Source organism: Agriterribacter sp., assembly GCF_035497235.1.
Taxonomy (GTDB): Bacteria; Bacteroidota; Bacteroidia; order Chitinophagales; family Chitinophagaceae; genus Agriterribacter.
Window position 1 is genome coordinate 186,801 of the sequence record NZ_DATJEB010000032.1, and the last position, 24,025, is coordinate 210,825.

A 24,025-nucleotide genomic window follows, 5' to 3' on the forward strand; every position below is an offset into this window, starting at 1 on the left:
TTTGCACTATAATAAAATGATCTGGAAATGGAAAAATTAAAATTTGCTTTAAATGTATTGCTGATGGTGGTGGGATTTCCATTATTGTTAGGTGCCAATTTAATCCACGGCAATCACCAGCCGGATAATAGCTCACAAACGGGAAAGCATGTGCGCTCCATAGAAACGGGCAATGCTGTAAATGCCGCTACGGATAATGTTTCATTAATGCTTAAAATTTAAAAATGAAAAAAATGTTATTTCAAAAAGCTAAAATGCTTTTGCGTGTGTGCAGCGTTTTCTGCCTGCTTACGATCATGTCTTTATTTATTTATGCTTTTACGTTTAGCAGGGTCACCGGCGATTTCTTAAAGGAGTTGGGAATCGCCCAAACGGAAGCCGATAAAAAAATAAGCAGCAGTATACTGGGCGGGTTTGTTGATGTATATGGTGTGCGCCATATTAAAAACATTGCTGTTGGTAACCGCAGCGCTGTAGTAAAAGACTTACTGTTGTATATAAAGCGGTATGTAAGCTCAGGTGATTTTGTTACTGCGTATACGGCCATGAAGGAACAATATAAGCCGGGCGGTCTGCAAAAAGCGGAAACACCTGCCGATATGCGTGCCAACATGATAAAGCAGGGTAAGGAATTTGTACTGAGTGCAGAAGAACTCATCAAAAAGGCTACGCCGGAAACCAAATCCATGTTTGAAGACGGGCTTAAGGCGGCCCAACAAAATTTAAAAGACGCAGAAGATCCGGAAAATAAATATATAAAAGCGTATACAAAGAATTATGAAGTGCTGCAAAAATCAATTGAACAATCCAATGCAGGCATGCTGAAAGATTGGGAAACCAAATACCCTTCCAACCACCTGTTGTTTGTGAAACTAAGACTGCAACAATTTTTAGATGAAACCAATGCTATAGATTTTAATGCAGCGCTAACGGAAAAAAATGGTAAAACTTTTTTTGCAAACCCCGCGTATGAAAGAAAAAGTAACCGGTGGAAAATGGCTTTCCGGGCCGGAAAAGAAGTGGTGGAACCGGCAAGAGCATTTGTACAGCAGTGGATGAATGAAATAAAATAGGAATGTGGAAATGTGAAAGTGTGGCAATCAGCAATCAGGTGCCAGCTATTAGTTGAATATTACTAACGACAGGCTGAATACATTTAAAACCAGGCAGAATGGCAATGAGCAATACAATAATTTCTAATTCCAGAACCGGGCAGGTTATCCGTTTTATTCAAACCGCCAAAGATGCCAATGGTGCATTGCTTGAAATGGAATCTGGACTTGGTCCAAAGTCAAAAGAACCACCGGCCCATTATCATCCTTACCAGGAGGAAGATTTTACGGTAATATCGGGTGAACTGACTGTAAAAATAGATGAACAAACGGTAACATTAAAAAAAGGCGATACCCTGCATATACCACCAGGTAAAATCCATTCCATGTGGAACCGTTCGGAAGATACAACAGTAGTGAATTGGAAAGTTAGGCCGGCTTTGGAATCTGAGACTTTACTGGAAACGTTTGCCGTGATGGCTAATAATAATCAAACAAATGAAGACGGAATACCCGGCATATTACAAATAGCCGTAACGGCAACCAGGTTTTCCAAAGAATTCCGGCTGGCAAAGCCACCGTATATCATTCAGCGGATCGTTTTTGGAATGCTGGCGCCTATTTCCTTTATCATGGGATATAAGGCGGTTCACAAGGTGCATCACTATTAGTGTAAACGGCCGGCGGGTGGTACTGAAATTGCCAGCTTTCAACAGGCTGGCAATTTTTTTGATCATTTCAGCTTTTAGCATAGGAAAATTAATACAGGGTTTGTTTCCTCCTGCGTTCAGGAATCCGGGAAATTCAGCCGCTATTTCAAAAAATAGCTTATTTTGACGAATTGTTTCATCTTTACCATATGCTGAAGTATATTTCAAGTTGCGTTGTTTTGTTTCAGTTTCTCATATATAAATAAGGTAGTTTCCACTTTTTTCAATAAAGCACCCTACAGTACAGGTAGGTTCATTAAAAGAAAATGCTAATCTTTGGAAGCACTGAAAAGTTCCTGCCCGGATTGCCGGGAATTTATAAGTAAATATTAATGCTCAATTATGTATCTAAATTTTTTGCCAGTGAAATCATTTGTAGCGGTTGCTGCTTTCACCCTTGTATTTTTTTCCTGTAAAGACGGAAAAAACCCTGAAGCCACAACTTCCGGAGATCCTAAAGTAGAGAGATTAAAATTACAGCCCGGTTTTACGGCCGAGCGATTGTTTGGACCTTCTGAAAATGAGGATGGATCCTGGGTTTCCATGACCTTTGATGATAAAGGACGCATCATTGCTTCTGATCAGTATGGCGCTTTATACCGCCTGGTGGTTCCGGCTGTTGGAGATACGGGCAAAACAACCATTGAAAAACTGGTTATACCCAATGATCCCACCCTTGTAAACGATACCACCAAAAAGAAAGTAGGTATCGGGTTCGCGCATGGCTTATTATATGCATTCAACAGTTTGTATGTAATGGTTAATAACCTGAATAATGAAGCATCCGGCAGAACAAGCGGATTGTATCGTTTGCAGGATACAGATGGCGATGACCAGTTTGATAAAGTAACCTTACTGAAGGCCCTGAAAGGCGAAGGGGAGCACGGTCCGCACAGTGTCATACTGTCGCCCGATAAAAAATCCATTTATGTTGTTATTGGTAATCATACCGATGTACCGGCATTAGATGCATATCATTTGCCTTCCAACTGGAAAGAAGATAATCTTTTTCCTTTAATAACAGACCCCAACGGACACGCAGTTGACCGTAAAGCACCAGGTGGATGGATTGCTTCTGTTGACCCTGAAACGAATCGTTGGGAACTGATCAGCGCAGGCTATCGCAATCCCTTTGATATAGCATTTAACGCGGCAGGCGATTTGTTTACGTACGATTCGGATATGGAGTGGGATTTTGGTACGCCCTGGTATCGCCCTACACGCATTTGCCATGTAACCGATGGCAGCGAATATGGCTGGCGCACGGGTAACAGCAAATGGTCGCCGGCATACCCGGATAACTTGCCGCCTGTTCTGAATATCGGGCAGGGTTCACCCACTAACCTCATGTATGGTGGAAACGCACGTTTTCCTGAGAAATATGAAAATACTTTGTTTGCTTTTGACTGGAGTTTTGGAATTATATATGCCATTCATCTGGAACCTAATGGTGCTACCTATAGCGCAAAAGGTGAAGAATTTCTTTCGGGTTCGCCACTGCCGTTAACAGACGGGGCAATTGGTCCGGATGGCGCTATGTATTTCTTAACCGGTGGGCGCAGGCTGGAATCAGACCTGTACCGGGTATATTACCAGGATAACAAAGGAAAAACAACGGATGAGCTGGCAGGCGCTCCCGTAGAAACTCCGGAAAGTAAATTACGCAGGCAATTAGAAGCATATCATGGAGCCGCGAAGGCAGGAGCAGTTGATTTTGCATGGCCTTATTTGAATCATAGCGATCGTTTTATACGTTATGCAGCCCGTATTGCAGTTGAACATCAGCCAGTAAGCCAATGGCAGCAACGCGCTTTAGATGAAAAAGATCCGGTAGCGGCTACTACGGCCCTCATTGCATTGGCCCGCCAGGGAAGTGCCGGGGTAAAAAATCAGCTACTGAATTCACTTATGGGCATTGATTATGCAAAACTTTCGGAGCCGCAGCAGGTAGATATCGTTCGCGCATTTGAATTGGTTTTCTCGCGCATGGGGCAGCCCGATGCAACCATAAGGGAAAAGGTAATTGCTTACCTTGATCCGCATTATCCGGCAAATACCAATGAACTTAACCGCGAGCTTAGTAAAGTGCTGGTGTATATTGAAGCGCCCAAAGCGGTAGAAAAAACGATGGCTTTAATGGCTACGGCAAAAGATGAGGATACGCAAAAAACCTTTACTTCTTCTTCCGATCTTATTATGCGTAATCCGCAGTATGGAATGGATATCGCCAATATGTTATCGAAAGTGCCGCCACAGCAACAAACCTATTATGCCAATGTGCTGAGCAAAGCAAAAACCGGGTGGACGCCTGAATTACGGGAAAAATATTTTCAGTGGTTTTATACAGCCTTCAGCTACAAAGGCGGTCATAGCTTCAGAGGGTTTATTAACAAATCCAGAACCAACGCGCTGGAAAATGTTCCTAAAGCTGAATTCGCTCATTTTAATACCATTTCGGGAGATTCGATAGTGAACCGCAGCGGAAATGAACTGGCAGACGCTGCCGTACAGCCCAAGGGGCCTGGCAGAAGATGGAAAATGGAAGATGCGGTTGCGGTAATAGACAGCGGGCTTACCAACCGTAACTTTGAACAGGGAAAAGCCATGTTTGCCGCATCGCTTTGTATTTCCTGTCATACCATGAAGGGAGATGGCGGCATATCGGGCCCCGACCTGACGCAATTGGGTACCCGCTTTTCCACGAAGGATATATTAGAAGCGATTATTGATCCGAGCAAAACCATTTCTGATCAGTATGGCGCCACGGTATTTTACCTGAAAGACGGCGGTTCCGTGCTGGGAAGGCTCATTAAGGAAGAGGGTGATAACTATGTTATTTCCCAGAATCCTTTCGCACCCCAGATCGTTAGGGAAATTCCCAAAAAAGATGTGGCCCGTACAAGAGTATCTGAAGTGTCGCCTATGTTGCCGGGTATGATCAACAGGCTGAACAGCGATGAACTGAAAGACCTGGTTGCTTACTTAGTAGCAGGCGGAGATAAAAACAACGCCGTATATACAGGTAAAAAGTAGGATAGAAAATTTTGTAAACGATCCGTAATAAAAAAAACTTCGCCATGCATACAGTGCCCGGCGGAGTTTTTTTATTTGGGTATATGCCGCATACCGGTGCTAAATTATTGTAAAGCACATAGTGTGTTTTCAGGAAGTACTGTAGTATATTAAATAAATGTACAAATATGTTTAACTTTGCAAATTATAATATATTGATTATAAGTGTGTTATAAAAATAATAAGCTTCTTTCACAAAAATACAGTGATCATTCCTTTCATTGTTAATGTTTAAACATTAAATTTGCCTTTAAATTTTAAAAAAACCAAAATGAAAAAAGTATTTTTCTTTTTTTCCGTTGCCGCGCTGGCAGTAAGTTGTGTAAGCAATCCCGAGGGGGATAAAGCCGAAACCAAAGATGCCGTAGCTACAGGCGTGGCCGAAGGTGATAAGCTGGCAGTTGACCCCGCCGGTTCTTCTATTACCTGGCTGGGTAAAAAAGTAACCGGGCAGCATACCGGTACCATTAACCTGCACAGCGGCGAGCTGATCGTGAGTGAAGGTAAATTAGCCGGCGGTTCTTTTACTATTGACATGGCTACTCTTAACAATAAAGATCTTACCGATCCTGAATACAAGGGAAAGCTGGAAACTCACCTCAAATCGGATGACTTTTTTGCGGTGGAAAAATATCCTACCAGCAAATTTGAAATTACCGAAGTAAAACATTTGGATAATGGTAAAATTGCTGTTGCCGGCAATCTTACCCTTCGCGATGCCACAAAAAACATCACTTACGAGGCGGATATAATAGAAAGCAGCGCCACAAAATTTGCTGCAAAAGCCGACTTTAATATTAACCGTAAAGATTGGGGTGTGGCTTATGAAGGAATGAAAGACGACCTCATCAGCGATGAAATCAATTTAAAGATAAACCTGGTAGCTATTAAATAAGTTGTTCACAACCTTTGATCTTTTCCCCGTTGCATAAAAAGCAGCGGGGATTTTTATTTATACATTTTCAATTTTACGGAAAATATCTGTTAATGCTATTTACCGTGCCGTTACTTATATTACATTCGGGAAAGGCAAAAAAATTGTCAAAAAACAGAATACCCGCACAGCTAATGAAACAGCAACATATACGTCATATCATCCGGTTGCTTTTTAAAAGGCTAAGCAGGTATGCCGGGCAAATAAAAAAAGCTGGCGGTAGGCAAGCGGTTCATCTTTTCAGGGTAGAAACAAAAAAGCTGAGGGCTTTCCTGCGGCTGCTGTCATTAGAATTAAAAAAAGAGGATGAGTTGAATATTCCCGGGTCACTAAAAAAAATGTACCGCGCTTTGGGTAAGATGCGCGACCGGCAATTGCATCAAAGACGTATGAAAGCCGCCATTAAAAGCAATAAACATATTCACCCGGCAATAAAGTTAATTTGGAAGGAAGAGGTGAAAAAAATATGTGGAAAAGAAATGAAATTACTTTCGGTCAGCGATATGGTTGCCGCGGGGAAAAAGCTGGAAGGGAAACTACCAGGTATGCTGGAAGCCGATACGGTAAAAAAGTTTTTCAGGTTAAAAATGAACGGCATTTTACATATCGTCAATAAAGGATCTTATACAGATGAGGAATTGCACAGCATCCGCAAGCATCTGAAAGACATCATTTATATTAGAAAGTTATATGATTCTGAAAAAAAGATTCAACAGCCGTTCACTTTATGGAAGATGTTTGAACTCAAAACATTTGAGCAAACAGCTCAGCAGTTAGGAACGTTTAATGATCTTTGTAATGACCTGCATTTTCTTAAAAGTGTTATGAAAAAAAGAAATTCAAAAGAAAAAGGAGAAATGCAACATGTACAAAAAATATGGCTGGCTGAGAAAAGAGAGTTAAAAAGAACAATTGTTGATTCCCTTGCAAGGCCAAAGCTTTTTAAGATTAAAAACACAGTTTAGAAAAAGGTGAGGGGATGCATTCCAAATTGTTGCCGGCTGGTGGGGACACCAGCCGGGGCGGCCCGCCGTGGGCGGTGTCTTCACCGCCCACATGAAGCAAAGCAATGCGACAATTTGAGATGCACCCAGGTGAGGGTTTACCTGCCAGTAATTACATTTACCAAATATTACTATATTTCATGACAAACGAAACCCAGTTCACTAACAATATGGTAAAATACCTGCAGGTTATATTTTTCGCATCCGTTATACTGTATGTTGGGAAGGCGCTTTTTATTCCCCTGTTTTTTGGATTGCTTATTGCCATGATCCTGTACCCGGTTTGTAAATGGCTCGAACAAAAGCGTTTTCCTAAAAGTATAGCCATTACTATTTGCCTGCTCATTGTAACGCTTCTTTTTGCAGGAATTGCAACGCTGCTCATATGGCAAATCAGTATGTTTCGTCAGGACCTGCCCGGGCTCATTAAAAAATTGCAGGCAGCAGGGCAGGAGGCCGGGCAATGGATAGCAGAAAGTTTCGGCTTAACCACAGCCAACTGGGCGCAGCAAAGTATGGGCTATATAGGCAGCATGGCAAAAACGGTAGTTAATAATATGCTTGATACCGTTTTTATGTTATTCCTGGTTCCCATATACACGGCCCTTTTCCTGTATCACCGGCGGGTATTTGTTCAGTTTCTCCGTTGGATTGCCGGTGAAAGGCATAGACCGAAATTAGATTTGATGCTGCCAAAAGTGATAGCTACCTATTTTAATTATATTAAAGGGATGGTACTGGTGTATATTATCGTAGGCGTGCTTAACAGCATTGGATTACTGGCGCTTGGAATAGAACACGCGGTGCTGTTTGGAATGCTTTGCGCCATTATGACCATCATTCCCTATGTGGGTATTGTAGTAAGCGCGCTTTTGCCTATTTCCATAGCCTGGCTTTCTACCAATTCTATATGGTACCCGGTAGGCGTAATAGCTGTTTTTGCAGTGGTGCAATACCTGGAGGCCAATGTTATATTTCCAAAAGTGGTAGGCGTTCAATTGAATGTAAGTACCTGGGCCATGCTGGTAGCTGTTATTGCCGGTGGTATTTTATGGGGCGTTTCCGGAATGGTGTTGTTTATTCCTTTTGTTGCTTTATTAAAAATTGGTACCGATTATGTTGAAGAATGGAAACCGCTGAATACTTTGATTGGCAGGAGTGAATAGTAAAGGAGGTATCTTTTATAAAATACAGGATATAATAGGCAGGGAGTGCCAACCGTGCTTAAACTGCCCATTTTCCTTTAAGCTGGTAAGCCAGTAAAAGGATGAATAAACCGAGCCCTAAATACAGCAATTGCAAGGCGTTTATGGTTTGGAGCAGTATCATTTGCATTATGATCCATCCTGTAATCATTACACCGCCGGTAATGCACCATGTGTACCATTGTTTGCGGTTAAACACGATATTAGCAGCGGCAATGGTGCAGGATAGTCCCGGGCAAAGAAACAACACAAGGCCGGGTATAAAAAAGGTTTTAAAAGGAGTGGTTTTCAGCATATCGTGCTGCAGGCGCAACATACTTCCATCGGGATATAGCATCATTATACTGCCGCAAACTACTGCGGTAACTGCAACAAGGCAAAGTAATATCAGTAAAATGACTTTCATAGTATGCCGGCCGGAAACTGTATGTGTTCCTTACGAAGCAAAAAAATGCTTTTCCGTGCTTTTTTCAAAGCGGCCTGTTTTTTCTGTTACCCGGATACGAAAAACAACTCCCGAAATTTTGCTTACATCCTCATCATTGAAGGGCCATTGGGAGGTAAGATGCATGGTTTCACTGCTGATAAGCGGCAATTTCCTTTCCATAAGTTGCTGAAGCGCCAGTATCCTTTCCGGGCCTTCGGCTAATTCTTCAAATTCTCCCCATAAAACAGCACTTTGCCAGTTGGAAAGGTCTGCGGTATCATCTACCTGGAAACATATCTTTGGATTGATCCGCATCATTTCCACTTTCATGCCTTCAAAAGTATGCCCGTAAATGTAGGCGCCATCATAGGCATAGCTGATTGGTACCACATAGGTTACTCCTTTGGCATGACAGCCTATTCTGCCAACCAGTTGCAGTTGCAGAAGCGTTTCTATACCATCCGTGTTTAATTCTCCAAACATATACGTAGCTTTTTTCAAAGATAAACAATGTTTTGCGGTGAGCGGGATGATGAATGTCAGGTAACCGTAAGAAACATGCTGATAATGATCATTTTTATTTAGTACTGATTAAACTCATGATTTACAGTGATGCGGGTTCTTTTATGATGCGGTGCTTATATATATATTTGATCGTAAAACCCCATCATGTATTTGTATATTTCCCCGAAGCACCCGATCAGTGATGTACAAAAGGCATTCAGCAATACATTCCCTTTTTTGAAAATTGAGTTTTTCAAAAATCAGGGTGCGCACCATCTGTTGCCTGGCGACCGCAGCATTGCGGAAGCTCAGGAGCAGACCAGGGAAGGGAGTATAGCCATTACAGGAGATATGAAGGTAAGGGAACTGGAACAGGCGCTCGGCAAATTGTTCCCGTTGCACGCCCAGGTTCTCAGGCGTTCGGGAAATATATGGCTGGAAACCACTATGACAGACGACTGGACCCTTGCACGCCAGAACGAGCATGGCAGGGAAATTTCAGCGCCGTATAAGGAAAAGGATAAAATAAGAGATGATTATGACCTTAGCCGGGATAATGATTAATACAGCAGGTTACTGAGCTGATCCGGGTGAGACACAATGATTTTGCCTTCTTTAATCTCAATCAGTTTTTCCGACTTAAAATCACTTAAGGTTCTGATCAGCGATTCGGTGGCGGTACCTACGTACTGGGCAATATCCTCCCTTGATATTTCAATGCGCTTTGAAGGCCCGCCGGCATTGAATTTATTATGAATATCCACCAGCGCTTTTGCTATGCGTTTCCGCAAAGAGCTGTATGCCAGGTTAAGCAGCCGTTCTTCTTTTTCTTTTACATTTTGTGTAATGAGGTGAATGAACTTTGCCGCCACAGAAATATCATTATATATCATTTTCTGAAAGTCTTCCCTCGGCAGTTGTAAAATATCAGCATCCTCCAGTATAATAGCGCTGTCCTCATAATTTTTATCTTCAATAATAGGAGTGTAGCCTATAAAGTCTCCCTCGCTGAACAGGTCGGTAATATATTCTTTACCGTCTTCATGGGTTCTGAAACCCTTCACTTTTCCTTTTACTATGTAATACAGGAACCGGGCCCGCTTTCCTTCCTGGTAAAGAAATTGTTTTTTGCTATAGGGCATCACGTCATACTGGTTGGTGAGCTTTTGTATAAGTCCCGAATCATTCACATCTTTCATGAATTGAGTAATACCCGAAGCGCCCTGCACATATTTCTGGGACAGGATTTCCCGCTTTTTAAGCCGTACTTCCACCGCGTTCAGCAATTCAATTTCTTCAAATGGTTTGGTAATGTAATCATCTGCTCCCATTTCCATGCCTTTGCGCAGGTCCGACCTTTCGGTTTTTGCCGTTAAAAAAATGAAAGGGATATTACGTGTGTCCGCATTTTTTTGCAGCAGGTGCAGTACGCCATAGCCGTCTAATTCGGGCATCATAATATCGCAGATAATAATATCCGGCTTTTCGCGCAATGCGGTTTCAACGCCTTTCTTCCCGTTTTCAGCTGTTAGGCTGGTATAGCCTGCCAGCTCCAGTATTTCCGCGGTATTATCGCGAATGTCTGCATTGTCGTCAATAACTAAAACTGATGGCATGATTTATTATTTATTGTTTTTGATGGATAACAGGAATGGTAACGGTTACTGCAGTTCCTTTACCTAAATCGCTTTTTATTTGGATGGTTCCTTTTAAAAGGTCCGCGTATCTTTTTATAATATGGAGGCCCAAACCTGTTCCCTGTATGTTAATGGCATTCCTTCCCCTGAAGAAACTCGAAAACAATTGTTCCTGGTCTTCTTCCGAAATGCCAATCCCCTGGTCGGTGATGCTGATTTCAAAATATGTGGTATATGCATTGCTCCTGATATTAATAAAGGTGTTTTCTGCGGAGAATTTGATAGCATTTGCCAGCAGGTTAATGATAATATTTTTGAGCAGCCGCTTGTCAGAGAAAATAGCCGGGCTTCCTTCGCAATGGAAAGCGATTTGCTGTCCCGTTTTCTGCTGGGGTTTCATTTCCTCCAGCACTTCTTCCATGAACTGCTCTATATTAAACGATACGGGATGTATTTCCACTTTGCGTTCTTCCAGCTTTCCGAGAGAAAGGAAATCATCGAGAATATCATTCAGGTTTCTTACCGCGTTTTTTATTTTTTCAACATGGCGCTCGCGTTTATCCTGTTCGGCGGTAGTGGTATATTTAGAAAGCAGGGAAGCCGAAGAAAGCACGGTACTCAGCGGTGTGCGAAATTCATGAGAAGCTATAGAAACAAACCGGCTTTTAATTTCGCTGAGCTGTTTTTCTTTGTTCAGGGCGTCATGCAGCTCTTTCTGCGATTGTTCCAGCTTTTGCAATGCCTCTTTTAGAATCAGTGTTCTTTCTTCTACTTTTACCTCAAGCTGTGTATTGAGCTTACGCATGTCGTTGGTCATTTTTTCCAATTCCACCTGCTGCTGCAGCATATTCCGCTCTATGGTTTTTCTATGCGTAATATCAACAATAAAAGCCGTTACAAACAGTTCATCTTCTCTTTTATAAAAACTCAGGCTTACCTCAACCGGAATTTCCAAACCATCACTTCTTTTGCCGTAAAGATCTCTTCCCGACCCCATTACCCGGTTTTGGGGATGATGATAAAATTCGTGGCGCTGCCCCGAATGAAGCGCATGGAAGCGTTGTGGTATCAGCAATTCTATCGGCTTTCCAATAACCTCCGGAGCGCCATATTTAAACATGCGTTCCACAGCAGGATTAATTAACGTAATCTCTCCCTTACTGTTGGTAAGTATAATACCTTCCGTTGCATGTTCAAATAAAGACACCAGGTGTGCCGTATCCAGGTTCATCATATGCTTTTTATTTCCTGCGTCCTCCCGGTATATTGCCTATACCGGTGACGGATCATCAGGACAAGACGTTTTTTTATATTCCAGGCAGTGGAATATTTGCCAAAATAAAGCAATTAAGGCAAGCGGCAAGTATTTTATATTTAATCGTTCTGGCTCATCAGCTCGGTTTCCATGAGGAGTACCCGCGGGTAAAGGATATTATTTTCCAGGTGCATGTGATGAACAATGTCGTTGTCTATTTCGCGCAGTTTCAGCAGGGTTACAGTGTGCGTAACGCAGGCGTTTTCGGGGGGAGTATAGTTACGGGTAAGTTCCCGCATTTGCCGCATCAGCGCTTCAATTGTTTTTTGCTCCTGCAGCATTGCCTGCTCAACAGGCTTACGCAATGTACGCACCAGCAGGCCGGCATACGATTCCTTATTGAGGTAAGCCCTTGTCAGCTGGCGTATATACGGAAAAATAATCTCTTCTTCCTGTTGCTGACGGGGCGCTATACTACCCGAAAAGGCTTCAAAAAGATTTTGGAGCTCCGGCAGGTAGGGGTACCTGGCAGCGTGCTTTTTAGTAAGGTGATCAAGATAATCTGCCGCCTGGGGAATGGCGTTTTCGAGGTAACGGTGATGTACATGTATAATATAATCGGCCAGGAAATCCGGTTTCCATGTTTGGTATTCATGCAAAGCATGTGAGGTTATGGTGTGCGTGGCGGCTTCCAGTTCCTGTATCACTTCCTTTATATCCAGGTCTTTATTGGCGCAAATCATTTCCAGCGGAAATTTTCCCCCGCAACAAAAATCTATATCATGTTTTTTAAACACGGCAGCCGTGCGGTAATCGTTTTTAACGATATCCGACACAAAGGCGCTTCCCTCAATTCGTTTAATTCCTTCAAGCATATTGCATTCGTATATATTTATTTTTTAGCCGCCAAATGGCACTTCACATCTGCATGTCTTCACCTATAAAGCATGTATCACGCTTCGTTTCATTCCCGTGTTTTTGTAATGCGGTTTCGTAAAAGTATTATCTCCCTGAAAGGGGCAACCTGACCATAGTCATACATTTTCCTGATACTTGACAGGTAAGGGTCTTCTTATGCGTGTTTGTAACTGCCGGAATCATAAAGCACTTATTTGGTAAAGGTGGCGCATAGGCCGTTTTATTTCCGGGAGATCATACCTTTTCGCTTCGCCCATTTCCATACTTCAAACCATAATACAGAAACGGCCGCTGCGGCGCCGCAGATCAGTAATTCCCCCGGGGAAAGCGGTATGATCTTAAAGAATTTTGCAACAGGGGGAGCATACAACATAAGCATAAGTAGTAAAACCGTAGCTGAAATAATATATAGCAGCAAAGGATTGTGGTTACGCATTTCAGATAGCAGCGAATAGTAAAAGGAGCGGTTGCACAGGGTAAGGAAAATATTAGCAAGTATTAGTGTGGTAAAAACCAGGCTCCTGGTACCTGCCTCGTCATACCCGTTTTGTACGCCATACTGGTACATCAGCAGCACGCCTGCGGTAATGGCCAGTCCCTGGATAATGCTGATCGTCATTTCGTTCAGCGATAAAAAAGTAGCGGTAAACGGGCGTGGGGGAACACGCATAGCGTTTGGCTCCATGGGCTCATTTTCATATACAACCGAACAGGTAGGTCCCATGATCAGCTCCAGGAAAATAACATGCACGGGTGTAAATATGGCCGGGTATAGCCATCCCAGGAACAGGGGTAATGATACGGTGAGTATAATAGGTATATGAATAGAAATGATGTATTGTACGGCTTTTTTAATATTGGTATAAATTCTGCGGCCGATGGCCACGGCATCCACCATCCCCTGCAAATCATCGCTGGCAAGGATAAGGGCGGCCGCCTGTTTGGCTATTTCCGTTCCTTTATTGCCCATAGCAATACCAATATGGGCTGCTTTTAAAGCGGGCGCGTCATTTACGCCATCTCCCGTCATAGCCACAATTTCCCTGTCGTTTTTTAACGCGTTAATAGCGGCCAGCTTGGCTTCGGGAAACATGCGGGTGAATATGTTTACTTCTCTGAGCTTTTCCTGCATTTCGGTTTCGGTGAGTTGTAATAATTGTCCGCCATTCATGGCTGATCCTGCATTTTTTAAGCCTGCCTGCTGCGCAATGGCCTTTGTAGTAACTTCATTATCGCCTGTAATAATTTTAACGGCAATGCCTGCCTGGTAAAATTGTTCAAATACCGATTTGATATTCGGCTTTGGCGGGTCGTAAAAAGCAACAAACCCCAGCAATTGAAAAGGCAGTTGTTGCTGTTTTGCAGGAAAGGCATTTCCTTCAAAAGAGGAAGATGCCACGCCCAGTACCCGATAGCCCTTTTCCGCCAGTGCGTTTACCTGTTGCAGCATGGCTGCGCTTTCCGCTTCAGTAAGATGGCTTACGGCTATAATGGCTTCTGGCGCTCCTTTGGCCGCCACCACACGTTTGCCTGCCTGGTTTTCAAACAGGTGTGTCATCATAGGAGGCGTGCCTTCCAGCGGGTATTCATGTACCATGGTATACTGGCTGCGCTCATCACGGGTTGCGCTGTTTTCGTAAGCCTTGTGCAGCGCTTTTTCCATGGGGTCAAAAGGCACGGGTTCGCTTGCCCACATGGCGTATGTTATAACCGGTCCGGCGGTTTCGTTGTATCCTTTATCGCTTTCATACAGGCTGTGGCTGGCGCAGGCGTACACTGCCCGGATGCTCATTTGGTTTTGGGTAATGGTGCCGGTTTTATCGAGGCATATAACCGTAGCGCTGCCCAGGGTTTCTACTATCCGTATTTTTTTTACGATGATGCCCAGTTGCATCAGCCGCCAGGAACCCAATGCCATAAAAGTAGTAAAGGCAACGGGTATCTCTTCCGGTAAAACGCTCATGGCAAGGGTAAGCCCTTTCAGAAGGCTATCCGTTAAGCTCCTGCTTTCCCAATAGTTTATGAGCCATACTAATAAAAAAACAATGGCGCCAACAATGGCCATGCCCTTTACAAATTTTTCAATTTGCAGTTGCAGGGGCGTGGCTTCTTCGCGAATACCGGATATGGATTCCCCGATTTGCCCGATTTTAGTTTGTTTGCCTATCTGCAGCACCTCGCATATGGCAAGTCCGGATACCACCACTGTGCCGCTATATACCAGGTTGTCTTTTGCGCCGGCAGATTTAAATACGGAGTAAGCTTCGCCCGTGAGCATAGACTCGTTAACGGAAAAATCGTTGCTGTGTACTATTTTGCCATCGGCATTAATGGTGTCGCCTTCCGCCACCAGCAGCATATCGCCGGTTACAATGTCGCGGGTGGGAATGCTGATCATGCGGCTGTTCCTGATTACTTTGCTCTGTGGCTGATTGATTTTTTCGAGGGCTTCCAGCGCCCGGCGGCTGCGGTTGTCCTGGTAAAATGAAATACCCGAAACAATAATAATGGCGGCCAGCATAAAATAGGCCTCGCCATATTCTCCCAGTATAAAATAAATGATGGTTACCGCTATTAACATCAAAAGCATGGGCTCTTTCAGCATTTCCAATAATATCCGCCACCATGCCCTGGCATTAGGCGTTACCTGGTGGTTGGCGCCATACTGTTTTCGTGCCGCTTCTACCTGGGCTGCATTTAGCCCTGTTATATATCCGGGTATATTTATTTTAGCAGGCATGCTGTTTTTTGTACAATATTAAGCAGGTAAAATGTATATAGGAAACTATTGTTATTAGGTGTAAATGAAAGGAGGGAAAAGATATGGCAGGCGTTATGTGTAAGTGGTGGAACATAGCAATGGCAAAGCCTGGAGGTGTAGCGCATCTGCAAAGACTTCATATAGCGTGCGTTTGTGGTTTGGTTCAAAATCTATACCCGATAGACAAACCGCCCTGCGCTGTTTTTAAGGAACTTGTCTCATCACTTATTCCATCATACGATGGATCAATATCTGTAAAGCCCAGTTGTGCGTTAATATGAAAATATAAATTCTTCTGAAATTCGTATCCAATAAGGATATTAGCTCCAAAATCAAAGGGTTTGGTATATGGTACTGTTCTGCTGTTCCCTCCCATAGAAGAGTCTACGCCGGAATAGTCGTTTAAAAATTTCAATTTCCCTTTTACACTCACTCCATTTGCTTCAGCCTTCCAGCGACCGCCAAGCCCGTAAGCGATATAGGGGCCCGGCACCCAAAAGCATTCTGCCATTTCCAGCCTGCGGCTTAAAAATGAAGTTCACCGGCAATTCTACGTAATAGCTGGTGAATTTGATTTTGTCAACGCCATAGAGGTATTGGGCGCCTCCATTTTTATCTATCGTAAACCCTTTGCTGGTAAAGAGCAAGGAAGGTTGTAAGGAAAACTTATCTGCAAGCGCCAGATCCGCTATAAATAATAATTTTTTTGGAATATATGACGTTGGTCATATGGCAATGAAACATGGGTGAGCTTAGCTTATTTAGCCCCTTTTTTAATGTTAGTCATTTAATAATAATACCAGGATTACGCGTTTGGCTTAATGGCGCTATAGTCATTTGCTGACCGAATTGCCTGGGTCACGCCATACGCAATAGCCTGGCCGTGGAAACCCGGTCGCGGAGGAAATATCTGTAAAAATGGTAACATGATGGTTTGGTAATCTGCTGTAGGCATTAAGACAATGTTTTATCTATGGCGGTGTTTTACATTGTTTTGTACTTGCACACTGCTTATGCACTCAATTGTGTATAGGTGAATAAGTGATCTTTTTTTATAACCGGATAACTCAGGTTGAAGCTTTTAGCCTATACACTGCTTATAAATGCAAATCATTAATGCTGGTCACCGTTATTGTTTTGCAAACGATCACTTTTGAGGAATGGCTGAAAGATGGGCATAGGTTTGCATTGGCTGTGTGGCAATCAGCAGTACGCATTTATGATTCGGGAAATTTATCCTGGACAAACCTGAATGGTATAATCAACATGGCACCTGACAAGGAATGCGAACGCCAATACACACAGACGGATTCACAAAAGCAAAAGAGCATGGATAGATTACTTCGTTATGCGGGTTTCGTATCTTATCAATTGCCTGATATCTTCCCGCAAAAAACAGAAGAAGAAAAGCTGCTTTTCAGTCTTTTTCAAAAAGCATATATAGGCACACGCTATAAAGAGGATTATAGAATTAGTACGGATGACCTTTTATGTATCACGGAAAAGGTTAGGCTCATTCATAAAATCTTATCAGATGCAGGGAAAACAATATTTCAATGCAAGAATTTCGTCAATATCGAGACCCTTATTTAGTTCTCCTTAATTGCAGGCAATGAAAAAAGTTAATGCCCGAACCAGCACATTTGAAAAAAGCCGGATGATTTTATGCATACCATCGGCAATAATCTGTATGCCTTGCGGATGAACTGTAAAGTAATGCTGAAGACCGTTGCAAGAGAATAGGGTTTAAATAAAAACGGAGATTCTCAATTTTTTCTTGAAAATCTCCGGAATGTAGCCCGTACGAGAATCGAACTCGTGATTCATCCGTGAAAGGGATGCGTCTTAACCCCTTGACCAACGGGCCGTTATCAATTTTGGGAGTGCAAAGATATAGTTACCGTCATATCCATCCAAAACTTTTTCATAAATAGTTTCAATTCCGCTCCCGCTATAGCTAAACCGCTTTTTTGCATCTGTAATATATGCGTTGTTCATCATTTCTTCCCTGTTTATAGATTGGATGTCGTAAATTTGCATCTCATTTTAAAAAGCTAAACAATTGTACAATGAGCACAGTAAAAGTTGCAATTAATGGTTTCGGAAGAATAGGACGGTTAGTATACCGCCAGATATATAATATGGAAGGCATTGAGGTGGTGGCCGTCAATGATTTAACCAGCCCTAAAGTGCTGGCGCATTTATTAAAATATGATACCGCGCAGGGCCGCTTTAACGCCGATGTTAAGGCAACCGACAATTCAATTACAGTTAATGGCGATGAAATTAAAATATATGCCCAAAAGGATCCCGCACAAATTCCCTGGGGAACACACCAGGTAGATGTGGTGCTGGAATGTACCGGCTTTTTCGCCGATAAAGACAAAGCTTCGGCACACCTTACCGCAGGCGCTAAAAAAGTGGTAATATCCGCGCCGGCCACCGGGGATATTAAAACCGTAGTATTTAATGTGAATCACAATATATTAGATGGCAGTGAAACAGTTATCAGCTGCGCTTCCTGCACTACCAACTGCCTGGCGCCTATGGCCGATACCTTAGACAAACAATTTGGTATCCTTTCCGGTTTAATGACTACCATTCACGCCTACACGAACGATCAGAATACGCAGGATGCGCCCCATCCCAAAGGCGATCTTCGCCGCGCAAGAGCCGCTGCACAAAATATTGTTCCCAACAGCACAGGCGCTGCAAAAGCAATTGGTTTGGTATTACCCCAGCTGAAAGGAAAATTAGATGGTACCGCGCAGCGTGTTCCCGTACTTACCGGTTCTTTAACAGAATTAACCACCATACTCGCCAAAAAAGTAACGGTAGAGGAAGTGAATGCTGCCATGAAAGCTGCTTCCAATGAATCGTATGGTTATACAGAAGATGAAATTGTAAGCAGCGATATTGTCGGAATAACTTATGGTTCTCTTTTTGACGCTACGCAAACCAAAGTGCTGGCGGTTGGAGATACACAATTAGTAAAAACAGTGAGTTGGTACGATAATGAAATGAGCTATGTAAGCCAGTTGGTGCGTACCGTTCATTATTTTGCCAAACTGATTAAATAATAATTTCATTTACCGGTGTACTGGTAATTCATGGCGGTTATATCGCACCCCGTTCTTACGGCCGGGGCCTCTAAGTATGCACCTTAAACTATATACGGCTATGAAGTAGTATAGTATCCTGTTATATCCGTATGCTGTTATATAAACTGCATACGGATATAATATTGTCAGGTCCGGGTATATACAGCAGGTAACCGTCTCTTTTCGGTTGGTATCTTTAAATTGTTTGTATTATGTCTAAATTCTCTTCCTGTAATTTCAAAGATCAGAAAGCATTAGTGAGGGTTGATTTTAATGTTCCGCTCAACGATAAATTTGAAATTACGGACGATACCCGTATGCGTGCCGCTGTGCCTACTATTAATAAGATATTAAATGATGGCGGTATGGTTATATTAATGAGTCACCTGGGACGACCAAAAGGAGGGCCGGAAGAAAAATATTCTTTGAAACCGCTTATTAAACATCTAAGCGATCTTTTAGGTGGTAAAACGGTGCTGTTTGCCAATGATTGTATTGGAGAACAGGCCTATGTTACTTCCGGCATGATGAAGCCAGGCGAAGTGCTGCTCCTGGAGAATCTTCGTTTTTATAAAGAGGAAGAACAGGGCGATGAAGGATTTGCAAGAAAGCTGGCCGGGCTTGCCGATATTTATGTGAATGATGCTTTTGGTACGGCCCACCGCGCACATGCTTCTACCGCGGTGATCGCCAGGTTTTTCCCGGTAGAAAAAAGAATGTTCGGGCTGTTAATGGAAGGAGAGGTGAAAAGCGCTGAAAAAGTATTGCACCAGTCTAAAAAACCTTTTACCGCAATTATCGGGGGCGCCAAAGTATCCGATAAAATACTGATCATAGAAAACTTATTGGAAAAAGCCAACGACATCATTATCGGCGGCGGAATGGCCTATACTTTTTTTAAGGCGCAGGGTGGCAAAATAGGTAATTCGCTTTGTGAAGAAGACCGCATAGATATGGCTAATGAATTATTAAAGAAAGCTGCCGGCATGGGGGTTAATATTCATTTGCCTTCCGATTCTGTTATTGCCGATCAGTTTAACGCCAATGCAAATGTTTCTTCTGCTCCCAGCAATGCTATTCCCGATGGCTGGTTAGGATTGGATATAGGTGAACTGGCAAGAAGTGAATTTGCCAACGTAATTAAAAGATCAAAAACCATTTTGTGGAATGGCCCGATGGGCGTTTTTGAAATGGAAAAATTTCAGTTAGGCACTAAAGCTATTGCGGAAGCGGTAGCCGAAGCTACCGGAGACGGCGCTTATTCTTTAGTAGGCGGCGGAGATTCTGTGGCGGCCGTTAACCAGTTTGGATTTACAGATAAGGTGAGTTATGTATCTACCGGTGGGGGCGCTATGCTTGAGTATTTTGAAGGAAAAACATTACCTGGCATTGCGGCGGTTTCAGCGTTATAAGAAGATTTTAAATTTAGGATTTGAGATGGTATTCCTTCGGATTTCGAAATTGCGACTTCGGGTTTGTGGCTATCAGCAATCAGCCGACAGCCTTCAGTTGAATTGTTCTAATGACAGGCTGAATACTTGAATGGTGAGATGTCAATTATCAGGAGGGGTAGATTTGTTATTTTACTTTTGCTTGTCACAGAGAGGAACGAATCATCTGTATTTTTTGTTTTTTGGTTCTTTGCATTCCTTCAAATCTCGGATTTTCATGTTTCGTTTTTTGAATAATCCCCAATTTCAAATTTCAAATCATAAATTTCAAATCCGTCAATCTTCCAGCTTCAGTACGGCAAGGAAAGCTTCCTGTGGAATTTCTACGTTGCCGATCTGGCGCATACGTTTCTTTCCTTCTTTTTGCTTTTCTAATAGTTTGCGTTTACGGCTGATATCGCCGCCATAACATTTTGCCGTAACGTCTTTACGCATAGCCGAAATCGTTTCCCGGGCCAATATTTTTGCGCCAATAGCCGCTTGAATAGCTATTTGAAATTGCTGGCGGGGTACCAGCTCCTTTAATTTTTCACAAAGCTTTCTTCCAAAATCCTGCCCTTTGCTGCGATGGATCAGCGCGCTTAATGCATCCACTTTGTCGCCGTTTAATAAAATGTCCATCTTCACAATATCGGCTTCGCGGTAACCTATAGGATGATAATCGAATGAGGCGTAACCGCGCGTCTGGCTTTTTAATTTGTCGTAGAAGTCGAATACAATTTCGGTGAGCGGCATTTCAAATACCAGTTCCACACGGGTAGTGGTAAGATAGCTCTGGTTAACGAGCATGCCTCTTTTACCAAGGCATAGCGTCATTATATTACCAATATATTCCGGCTTGGTAATGATCTGCGCTTTAATATAAGGTTCTTCAATCCGTTCCGTTTTTACCGGATCGGGAAATTCGGTAGGATTGTTTACAATAACTTTTTGTCCTTTGGTGGTATAAGCTATAAAACTTACGTTGGGTACCGTGGTAATAACCGTTTGGTTGAACTCTCTTTCTAAGCGTTCCTGGATGATTTCCATATGCAGGAGTCCCAAAAAGCCGCAGCGAAAACCAAATCCTAATGCCTGCGAGGTTTCCAGTTCAAACGTAAGTGACGCGTCATTTAACTGCAGCTTATCCATACAGTCGCGCAGCTCCTCAAACTCATCCGTGTTTACCGGAAAAATACCGGCAAATACCATGGGCTTTACTTCCTGGAACCCTTTAATAATTTCCTGTGTGGGATTAACGGTTGTAGTAATCGTATCGCCTACTTTTACTTCCTTTGCATTTTTGATACCTGTAATAATATAGCCCACATCGCCGCATTTCACTTCCTGCTTTTCGGTCATTTTCAGCTTCAGGATGCCTATTTCATCTGCTTCATATTCCTGGTTGGTGGAAACAAATTTTACTTTATCTCCTTTTTTAATAGAACCGTTTAATATGCGGTAATACACAATAATGCCCCTGAAGTTGTTGAATACACTGTCAAATATCAGTGCCTGTAAAGGAGCTGTTGGATTGCCTTTTGGCGGGAGTATCCTGTTTACAATAGCATCCAGGATGCCATCTATACCTATGCCGGTACGGCCGCTGGCCAGAAGAATTTCTTCGGGTTTGCAGCCAATCAGTTCAATGATCTGATCCTTTACTTCTTCAATCATGGCACCATCCATGTCTATTTTATTGATCACCGGAATGATCTCCAGGTCATTGTCAATAGCAAGGTAAAGGTTGCTGATGGTTTGCGCCTGTATACCCTGTGTGGCGTCTACCAAAAGTAAAGCGCCTTCGCAGGCGGCCAGTGCACGGCTTACTTCATAGCTAAAATCCACGTGCCCCGGTGTGTCAATCAGGTTGAGCGTATATTTTTCGCCATCGGAATGCTTGTAATCAATTTGTATAGCGTGGCTTTTAATTGTAATGCCTTTTTCTCTTTCAAGATCCATATTGTCTAATACCTGGTCCATCATATCACGATCACTGATGGTATGCGTAACCTGCAAAAGGCGGTCCGCCAGCGTGCTTTTACCGTGGTCAATATGTGCTATTATACAAAAATTCCGAATGTGCTTCATGTATATCCCGTTTCCTGAAAGAGTGACTTCTTTTTAATTTTTTGAACGGGCAAAGGTAAGTGTTTTGACCATCAATTTAACTGATCCTTTTACCGCGCCACAGCAATACGTATTGTTTCACCTGTTGACAGGTGTAAAAAATACAGGGCGGATGCAAGCCCCTGAACGGATATGCTTTCCGTGGCGCTAGCGATGCGTCCCTGCTTTACCGTTTTTCCGGCGGCATCGGTCAGCGCCCAGCTTACATTGCCTTTTGGTTTTTGTGCTAAGCGAATCAGAAACGCGTTTTTTGCCGGGTTTGGCGCAATAGTAATAGCGCCGGGCTGGTTATTTTTAAGCAGTACGATATTAGAGTACTGCCATAGCCCGGAGCCATCCTGCCATTTAACGCGGTACAAATAAGCGGGAGCGTCTATATTTTTATCGTAAAAATTAAATTCCTGGTTACCGGTTGTTGCCTCAAAACTGTGATTGTCAATAATGTTCCAGGCGGCGGTATTACCGGAGGTCTGCCGCTCCAGATAATAGGTCATCATTTCATTATCATTTTCAATTTTGAGATGGAGCACATTTTGATTAGCCGGCACATCCGAACGACCCGAGAAAGACAATAATGTGATGGGCAGGATCACTTCATTGCTTTTGATCAGTCCAATTTCAGCAGGCAAACCATCGGCGGGGTTAAACTGGATGATGGTTTCCATTCCTTCTGATGATAAAACGCTGGCATAGCGGGAAGGGATATCCGGTGTTTTTGACCATTTGCCATAGATTGTTAAAGTAACAGGAACCGCCGTACTTTGGTTATTAACAAGGTTCAGATCCGGATTCACCAATGAAATACGAAGGGTATCTTCCTTTACCTGCATCACAGCCACACAGGGTACATCATTACCTTTTAAAATATCATTAGAAACCAGGTTGGTATTAGGTAAAAAAAGACTGAAGCCGGTAACGCCGCTTGCATTTTCACGGATGATGTGAGCGGCAGCGTCCTGCTGCAGGATGTCAAAAGCACGGGTAGCCGGGGACTGCATATCAGTGGCGAAGCTGTTCATATCTCCCGCTGATGTGTTGGGCGCAATAACATAAGCGTATTTGCCGCTTGCCGGGGCATTGCCATGATCTATATAAGCGTTGGCAAAGTTGGCGGTAGTAGTAGCGCCCGAGCCCGACTGGTCGGGACTGGTTTGGGATTGCCTTTCCACATGTACGCTATTGCCGGCCAGCACATAGTAGCCCGTTTTATAAGCGTCAATAAGCCAGTGCGCATTAGCCTTGTCCAGGTCCTCCGATTGCGAAACGCCTGTTTTTGAAGCGCCGTCTACAATGGTTGGCGTGGTGGCAGAAGGCAAGCTGGTTTGAAACAAAGTAGTAATCGTTTTGTTAGCACCATCGTTGTTGCTGATATTGCTGCCCAAACAAACGATCTTATTGCCAAAGCAAAAGAAAGATTTACGGAATACAAAACTTGGATTGTGCGTAGCGGTAGCTGCCAATTGTTTAAAATTCAATCCAAACATGCCGTAATCGCCATGCAGGTCAGCCAGTATCACATCAGAAGGCGCATTGGGTGCGGGAGTGCCAAACTTTACCCCTCCGGAGAAATTAAAGCCGTTTTTTTCTGCTAAATAGCTCATCCCGTCAGGTAAGTTCAGTTTCGAAAAAGGCATTGCGATAGTAGTGGTTCCGGGTGCTTTATTCCAGTCCCATCCTTCAGCGCTTAGGCCACTTGCGGCAAGTCCGTCAGGGTATACTATTTCCACGGCTCCGTAGGCCTGGTATCTGCCATAGCGGTTTTCGGTGGAAGTCATTTCCGTTCCCCAGAAATAATTATTGATGCCTTTGATGGTTGCAGCCCAGTTATTTCTCCTGTACATAGCCAGCGGACTATAGTTCATTTGCCAGAAGCCTGATGGATCGG

At 43.2% G+C, this 24,025-nt stretch carries 20 protein-coding genes and 1 tRNA gene; 11 read left to right on the plus strand and 10 right to left on the minus strand.

Annotation, left to right across the window (positions count from 1 at the left end; translation table 11 throughout):
• Positions 1-27 precede the first annotated feature (27 nt).
• The 7 genes from VL121_RS09625 to VL121_RS09655 all read left to right on the plus strand — a co-directional run bounded on the left by VL121_RS09625 (position 28) and on the right by VL121_RS09655 (position 7,938).
• Positions 28-222: a hypothetical protein gene (locus VL121_RS09625; protein ID WP_325404617.1), complete on the plus strand. Its 195-nt coding sequence runs from the start codon at positions 28-30 to the stop codon at positions 220-222.
• Positions 223-224: 2 nt separating this feature from the next.
• Complete coding sequence (locus VL121_RS09630) at positions 225-1,073, plus strand: hypothetical protein (RefSeq protein WP_325404619.1); 849 nt, start codon at positions 225-227, stop codon at positions 1,071-1,073.
• 104 nt (positions 1,074-1,177) lie between these two features.
• Complete coding sequence (locus VL121_RS09635; protein ID WP_325404621.1) at positions 1,178-1,723, plus strand: cupin domain-containing protein; 546 nt, start codon at positions 1,178-1,180, stop codon at positions 1,721-1,723.
• A 402-nt stretch (positions 1,724-2,125) separates the two neighbouring features.
• A complete protein-coding gene (locus VL121_RS09640; protein WP_325404623.1) occupies positions 2,126-4,795 on the plus strand; it encodes a c-type cytochrome in 2,670 nt (889 codons plus the stop codon).
• Positions 4,796-5,105: 310 nt separating this feature from the next.
• The gene (locus tag VL121_RS09645; RefSeq protein ID WP_325404625.1) at positions 5,106-5,729 is read left to right on the plus strand and encodes a YceI family protein; all 624 of its coding nucleotides are present in this window, start codon (positions 5,106-5,108) and stop codon (positions 5,727-5,729) included.
• A gap of 173 nt (positions 5,730-5,902) precedes the next feature.
• A complete protein-coding gene (locus VL121_RS09650; protein WP_325404627.1) occupies positions 5,903-6,733 on the plus strand; it encodes a CHAD domain-containing protein in 831 nt (276 codons plus the stop codon).
• A gap of 179 nt (positions 6,734-6,912) precedes the next feature.
• On the plus strand, positions 6,913-7,938 hold the full coding sequence (locus VL121_RS09655; protein WP_325404628.1) for an AI-2E family transporter: 1,026 nt from the start codon (positions 6,913-6,915) through the stop codon (positions 7,936-7,938).
• A gap of 58 nt (positions 7,939-7,996) precedes the next feature.
• Here VL121_RS09655 and VL121_RS09660 read toward each other — a convergent pair whose 3' ends face one another.
• A complete protein-coding gene (locus tag VL121_RS09660; RefSeq protein ID WP_325404630.1) occupies positions 7,997-8,383 on the minus strand; it encodes a hypothetical protein in 387 nt (128 codons plus the stop codon).
• Between the two features lie 30 nt (positions 8,384-8,413).
• On the minus strand, positions 8,414-8,905 hold the full coding sequence (locus tag VL121_RS09665) for a pyridoxamine 5'-phosphate oxidase family protein (RefSeq protein ID WP_325404632.1): 492 nt from the start codon (positions 8,903-8,905) through the stop codon (positions 8,414-8,416).
• A 168-nt stretch (positions 8,906-9,073) separates the two neighbouring features.
• Here VL121_RS09665 and VL121_RS09670 point away from each other — a divergent pair, with 168 nt between their 5' ends.
• Positions 9,074-9,472 carry a hypothetical protein gene (locus VL121_RS09670; protein WP_325404634.1) on the plus strand — a complete coding sequence of 133 codons (399 nt, stop codon included), beginning with the start codon at positions 9,074-9,076 and terminating at the stop codon, positions 9,470-9,472.
• Here the strand turns inward: VL121_RS09670 and VL121_RS09675 are convergent.
• From VL121_RS09675 to VL121_RS09695, 5 genes are all read right to left on the minus strand, one after another.
• Positions 9,469-10,524 carry a response regulator gene (locus tag VL121_RS09675; protein ID WP_325404636.1) on the minus strand — a complete coding sequence of 352 codons (1,056 nt, stop codon included), beginning with the start codon at positions 10,522-10,524 and terminating at the stop codon, positions 9,469-9,471. The two genes, VL121_RS09670 and VL121_RS09675, sit on opposite strands and share 4 nt — an antisense overlap.
• Positions 10,525-10,534: 10 nt before the next feature.
• Positions 10,535-11,779, minus strand: a complete 1,245-nt coding sequence (locus VL121_RS09680) for a PAS domain-containing sensor histidine kinase (RefSeq protein ID WP_325404638.1) — start codon at positions 11,777-11,779, stop codon at positions 10,535-10,537.
• 140 nt (positions 11,780-11,919) lie between these two features.
• Positions 11,920-12,675 carry a DUF542 domain-containing protein gene (locus tag VL121_RS09685; RefSeq protein WP_325404640.1) on the minus strand — a complete coding sequence of 252 codons (756 nt, stop codon included), beginning with the start codon at positions 12,673-12,675 and terminating at the stop codon, positions 11,920-11,922.
• A gap of 263 nt (positions 12,676-12,938) precedes the next feature.
• Entirely contained in the window at positions 12,939-15,458 is a 2,520-nt protein-coding gene (locus tag VL121_RS09690) for a cation-translocating P-type ATPase (protein WP_325404642.1), read from the minus strand.
• A 184-nt stretch (positions 15,459-15,642) separates the two neighbouring features.
• Positions 15,643-15,990 carry a hypothetical protein gene (locus VL121_RS09695; RefSeq protein WP_325404644.1) on the minus strand — a complete coding sequence of 116 codons (348 nt, stop codon included), beginning with the start codon at positions 15,988-15,990 and terminating at the stop codon, positions 15,643-15,645.
• 605 nt (positions 15,991-16,595) lie between these two features.
• Between VL121_RS09695 and VL121_RS09700 the strand changes: the two genes are divergently transcribed.
• Positions 16,596-17,072 (plus strand): hypothetical protein, encoded by a 477-nt coding sequence (locus tag VL121_RS09700; protein ID WP_325404646.1) that lies wholly within the window; start codon positions 16,596-16,598, stop codon positions 17,070-17,072.
• A gap of 202 nt (positions 17,073-17,274) precedes the next feature.
• On the opposite strand, the gene VL121_RS09705 is transcribed toward VL121_RS09700, so the two are convergent.
• Positions 17,275-17,346, minus strand: a tRNA-Glu gene (locus VL121_RS09705).
• 202 nt (positions 17,347-17,548) lie between these two features.
• Here VL121_RS09705 and gap point away from each other — a divergent pair.
• Entirely contained in the window at positions 17,549-18,559 is a 1,011-nt protein-coding gene (gene gap, locus VL121_RS09710) for a type I glyceraldehyde-3-phosphate dehydrogenase (RefSeq protein WP_325404648.1), read from the plus strand.
• Between the two features lie 233 nt (positions 18,560-18,792).
• Entirely contained in the window at positions 18,793-19,992 is a 1,200-nt protein-coding gene (locus VL121_RS09715) for a phosphoglycerate kinase (protein ID WP_325404650.1), read from the plus strand.
• A gap of 315 nt (positions 19,993-20,307) precedes the next feature.
• Here VL121_RS09715 and lepA read toward each other — a convergent pair whose 3' ends face one another.
• Both lepA and VL121_RS09725 read right to left on the minus strand, forming a co-directional pair.
• Positions 20,308-22,101 carry a translation elongation factor 4 gene (lepA, locus tag VL121_RS09720; RefSeq protein ID WP_325404652.1) on the minus strand — a complete coding sequence of 598 codons (1,794 nt, stop codon included), beginning with the start codon at positions 22,099-22,101 and terminating at the stop codon, positions 20,308-20,310.
• A gap of 89 nt (positions 22,102-22,190) precedes the next feature.
• Positions 22,191-24,025, minus strand: a 1,835-nt coding sequence (locus VL121_RS09725) for a polysaccharide lyase family 8 super-sandwich domain-containing protein (protein ID WP_325404654.1), incomplete at its 5' end; no start/stop codon positions are given.

Excerpts from the sequence above, each read along its gene's own strand:
- VL121_RS09625 (WP_325404617.1), top strand. The coding sequence starts at position 28 with ATGGAAAAATTAAAATTTGCTTTAAATGTATTGCTGATGGTGGTGGGA.
- VL121_RS09630 (WP_325404619.1), top strand. The coding sequence starts at position 225 with ATGAAAAAAATGTTATTTCAAAAAGCTAAAATGCTTTTGCGTGTGTGC.
- VL121_RS09635 (WP_325404621.1), top strand. The coding sequence starts at position 1,178 with ATGAGCAATACAATAATTTCTAATTCCAGAACCGGGCAGGTTATCCGT.
- VL121_RS09645 (WP_325404625.1), top strand. The coding sequence starts at position 5,106 with ATGAAAAAAGTATTTTTCTTTTTTTCCGTTGCCGCGCTGGCAGTAAGT.
- VL121_RS09650 (WP_325404627.1), top strand. The coding sequence starts at position 5,903 with ATGAAACAGCAACATATACGTCATATCATCCGGTTGCTTTTTAAAAGG.
- VL121_RS09655 (WP_325404628.1), top strand. The coding sequence starts at position 6,913 with ATGACAAACGAAACCCAGTTCACTAACAATATGGTAAAATACCTGCAG.
- VL121_RS09660 (WP_325404630.1), bottom strand. The coding sequence starts at position 8,383 with ATGAAAGTCATTTTACTGATATTACTTTGCCTTGTTGCAGTTACCGCA.
- VL121_RS09670 (WP_325404634.1), top strand. The coding sequence starts at position 9,074 with ATGTATTTGTATATTTCCCCGAAGCACCCGATCAGTGATGTACAAAAG.
- VL121_RS09675 (WP_325404636.1), bottom strand. The coding sequence starts at position 10,524 with ATGCCATCAGTTTTAGTTATTGACGACAATGCAGACATTCGCGATAAT.
- VL121_RS09680 (WP_325404638.1), bottom strand. The coding sequence starts at position 11,779 with ATGATGAACCTGGATACGGCACACCTGGTGTCTTTATTTGAACATGCA.
- VL121_RS09685 (WP_325404640.1), bottom strand. The coding sequence starts at position 12,675 with ATGCTTGAAGGAATTAAACGAATTGAGGGAAGCGCCTTTGTGTCGGAT.
- VL121_RS09690 (WP_325404642.1), bottom strand. The coding sequence starts at position 15,458 with ATGCCTGCTAAAATAAATATACCCGGATATATAACAGGGCTAAATGCA.
- VL121_RS09695 (WP_325404644.1), bottom strand. The coding sequence starts at position 15,990 with ATGGCAGAATGCTTTTGGGTGCCGGGCCCCTATATCGCTTACGGGCTT.
- VL121_RS09700 (WP_325404646.1), top strand. The coding sequence starts at position 16,596 with ATGCTGGTCACCGTTATTGTTTTGCAAACGATCACTTTTGAGGAATGG.
- gap (WP_325404648.1), top strand. The coding sequence starts at position 17,549 with ATGAGCACAGTAAAAGTTGCAATTAATGGTTTCGGAAGAATAGGACGG.
- VL121_RS09715 (WP_325404650.1), top strand. The coding sequence starts at position 18,793 with ATGTCTAAATTCTCTTCCTGTAATTTCAAAGATCAGAAAGCATTAGTG.
- lepA (WP_325404652.1), bottom strand. The coding sequence starts at position 22,101 with ATGAAGCACATTCGGAATTTTTGTATAATAGCACATATTGACCACGGT.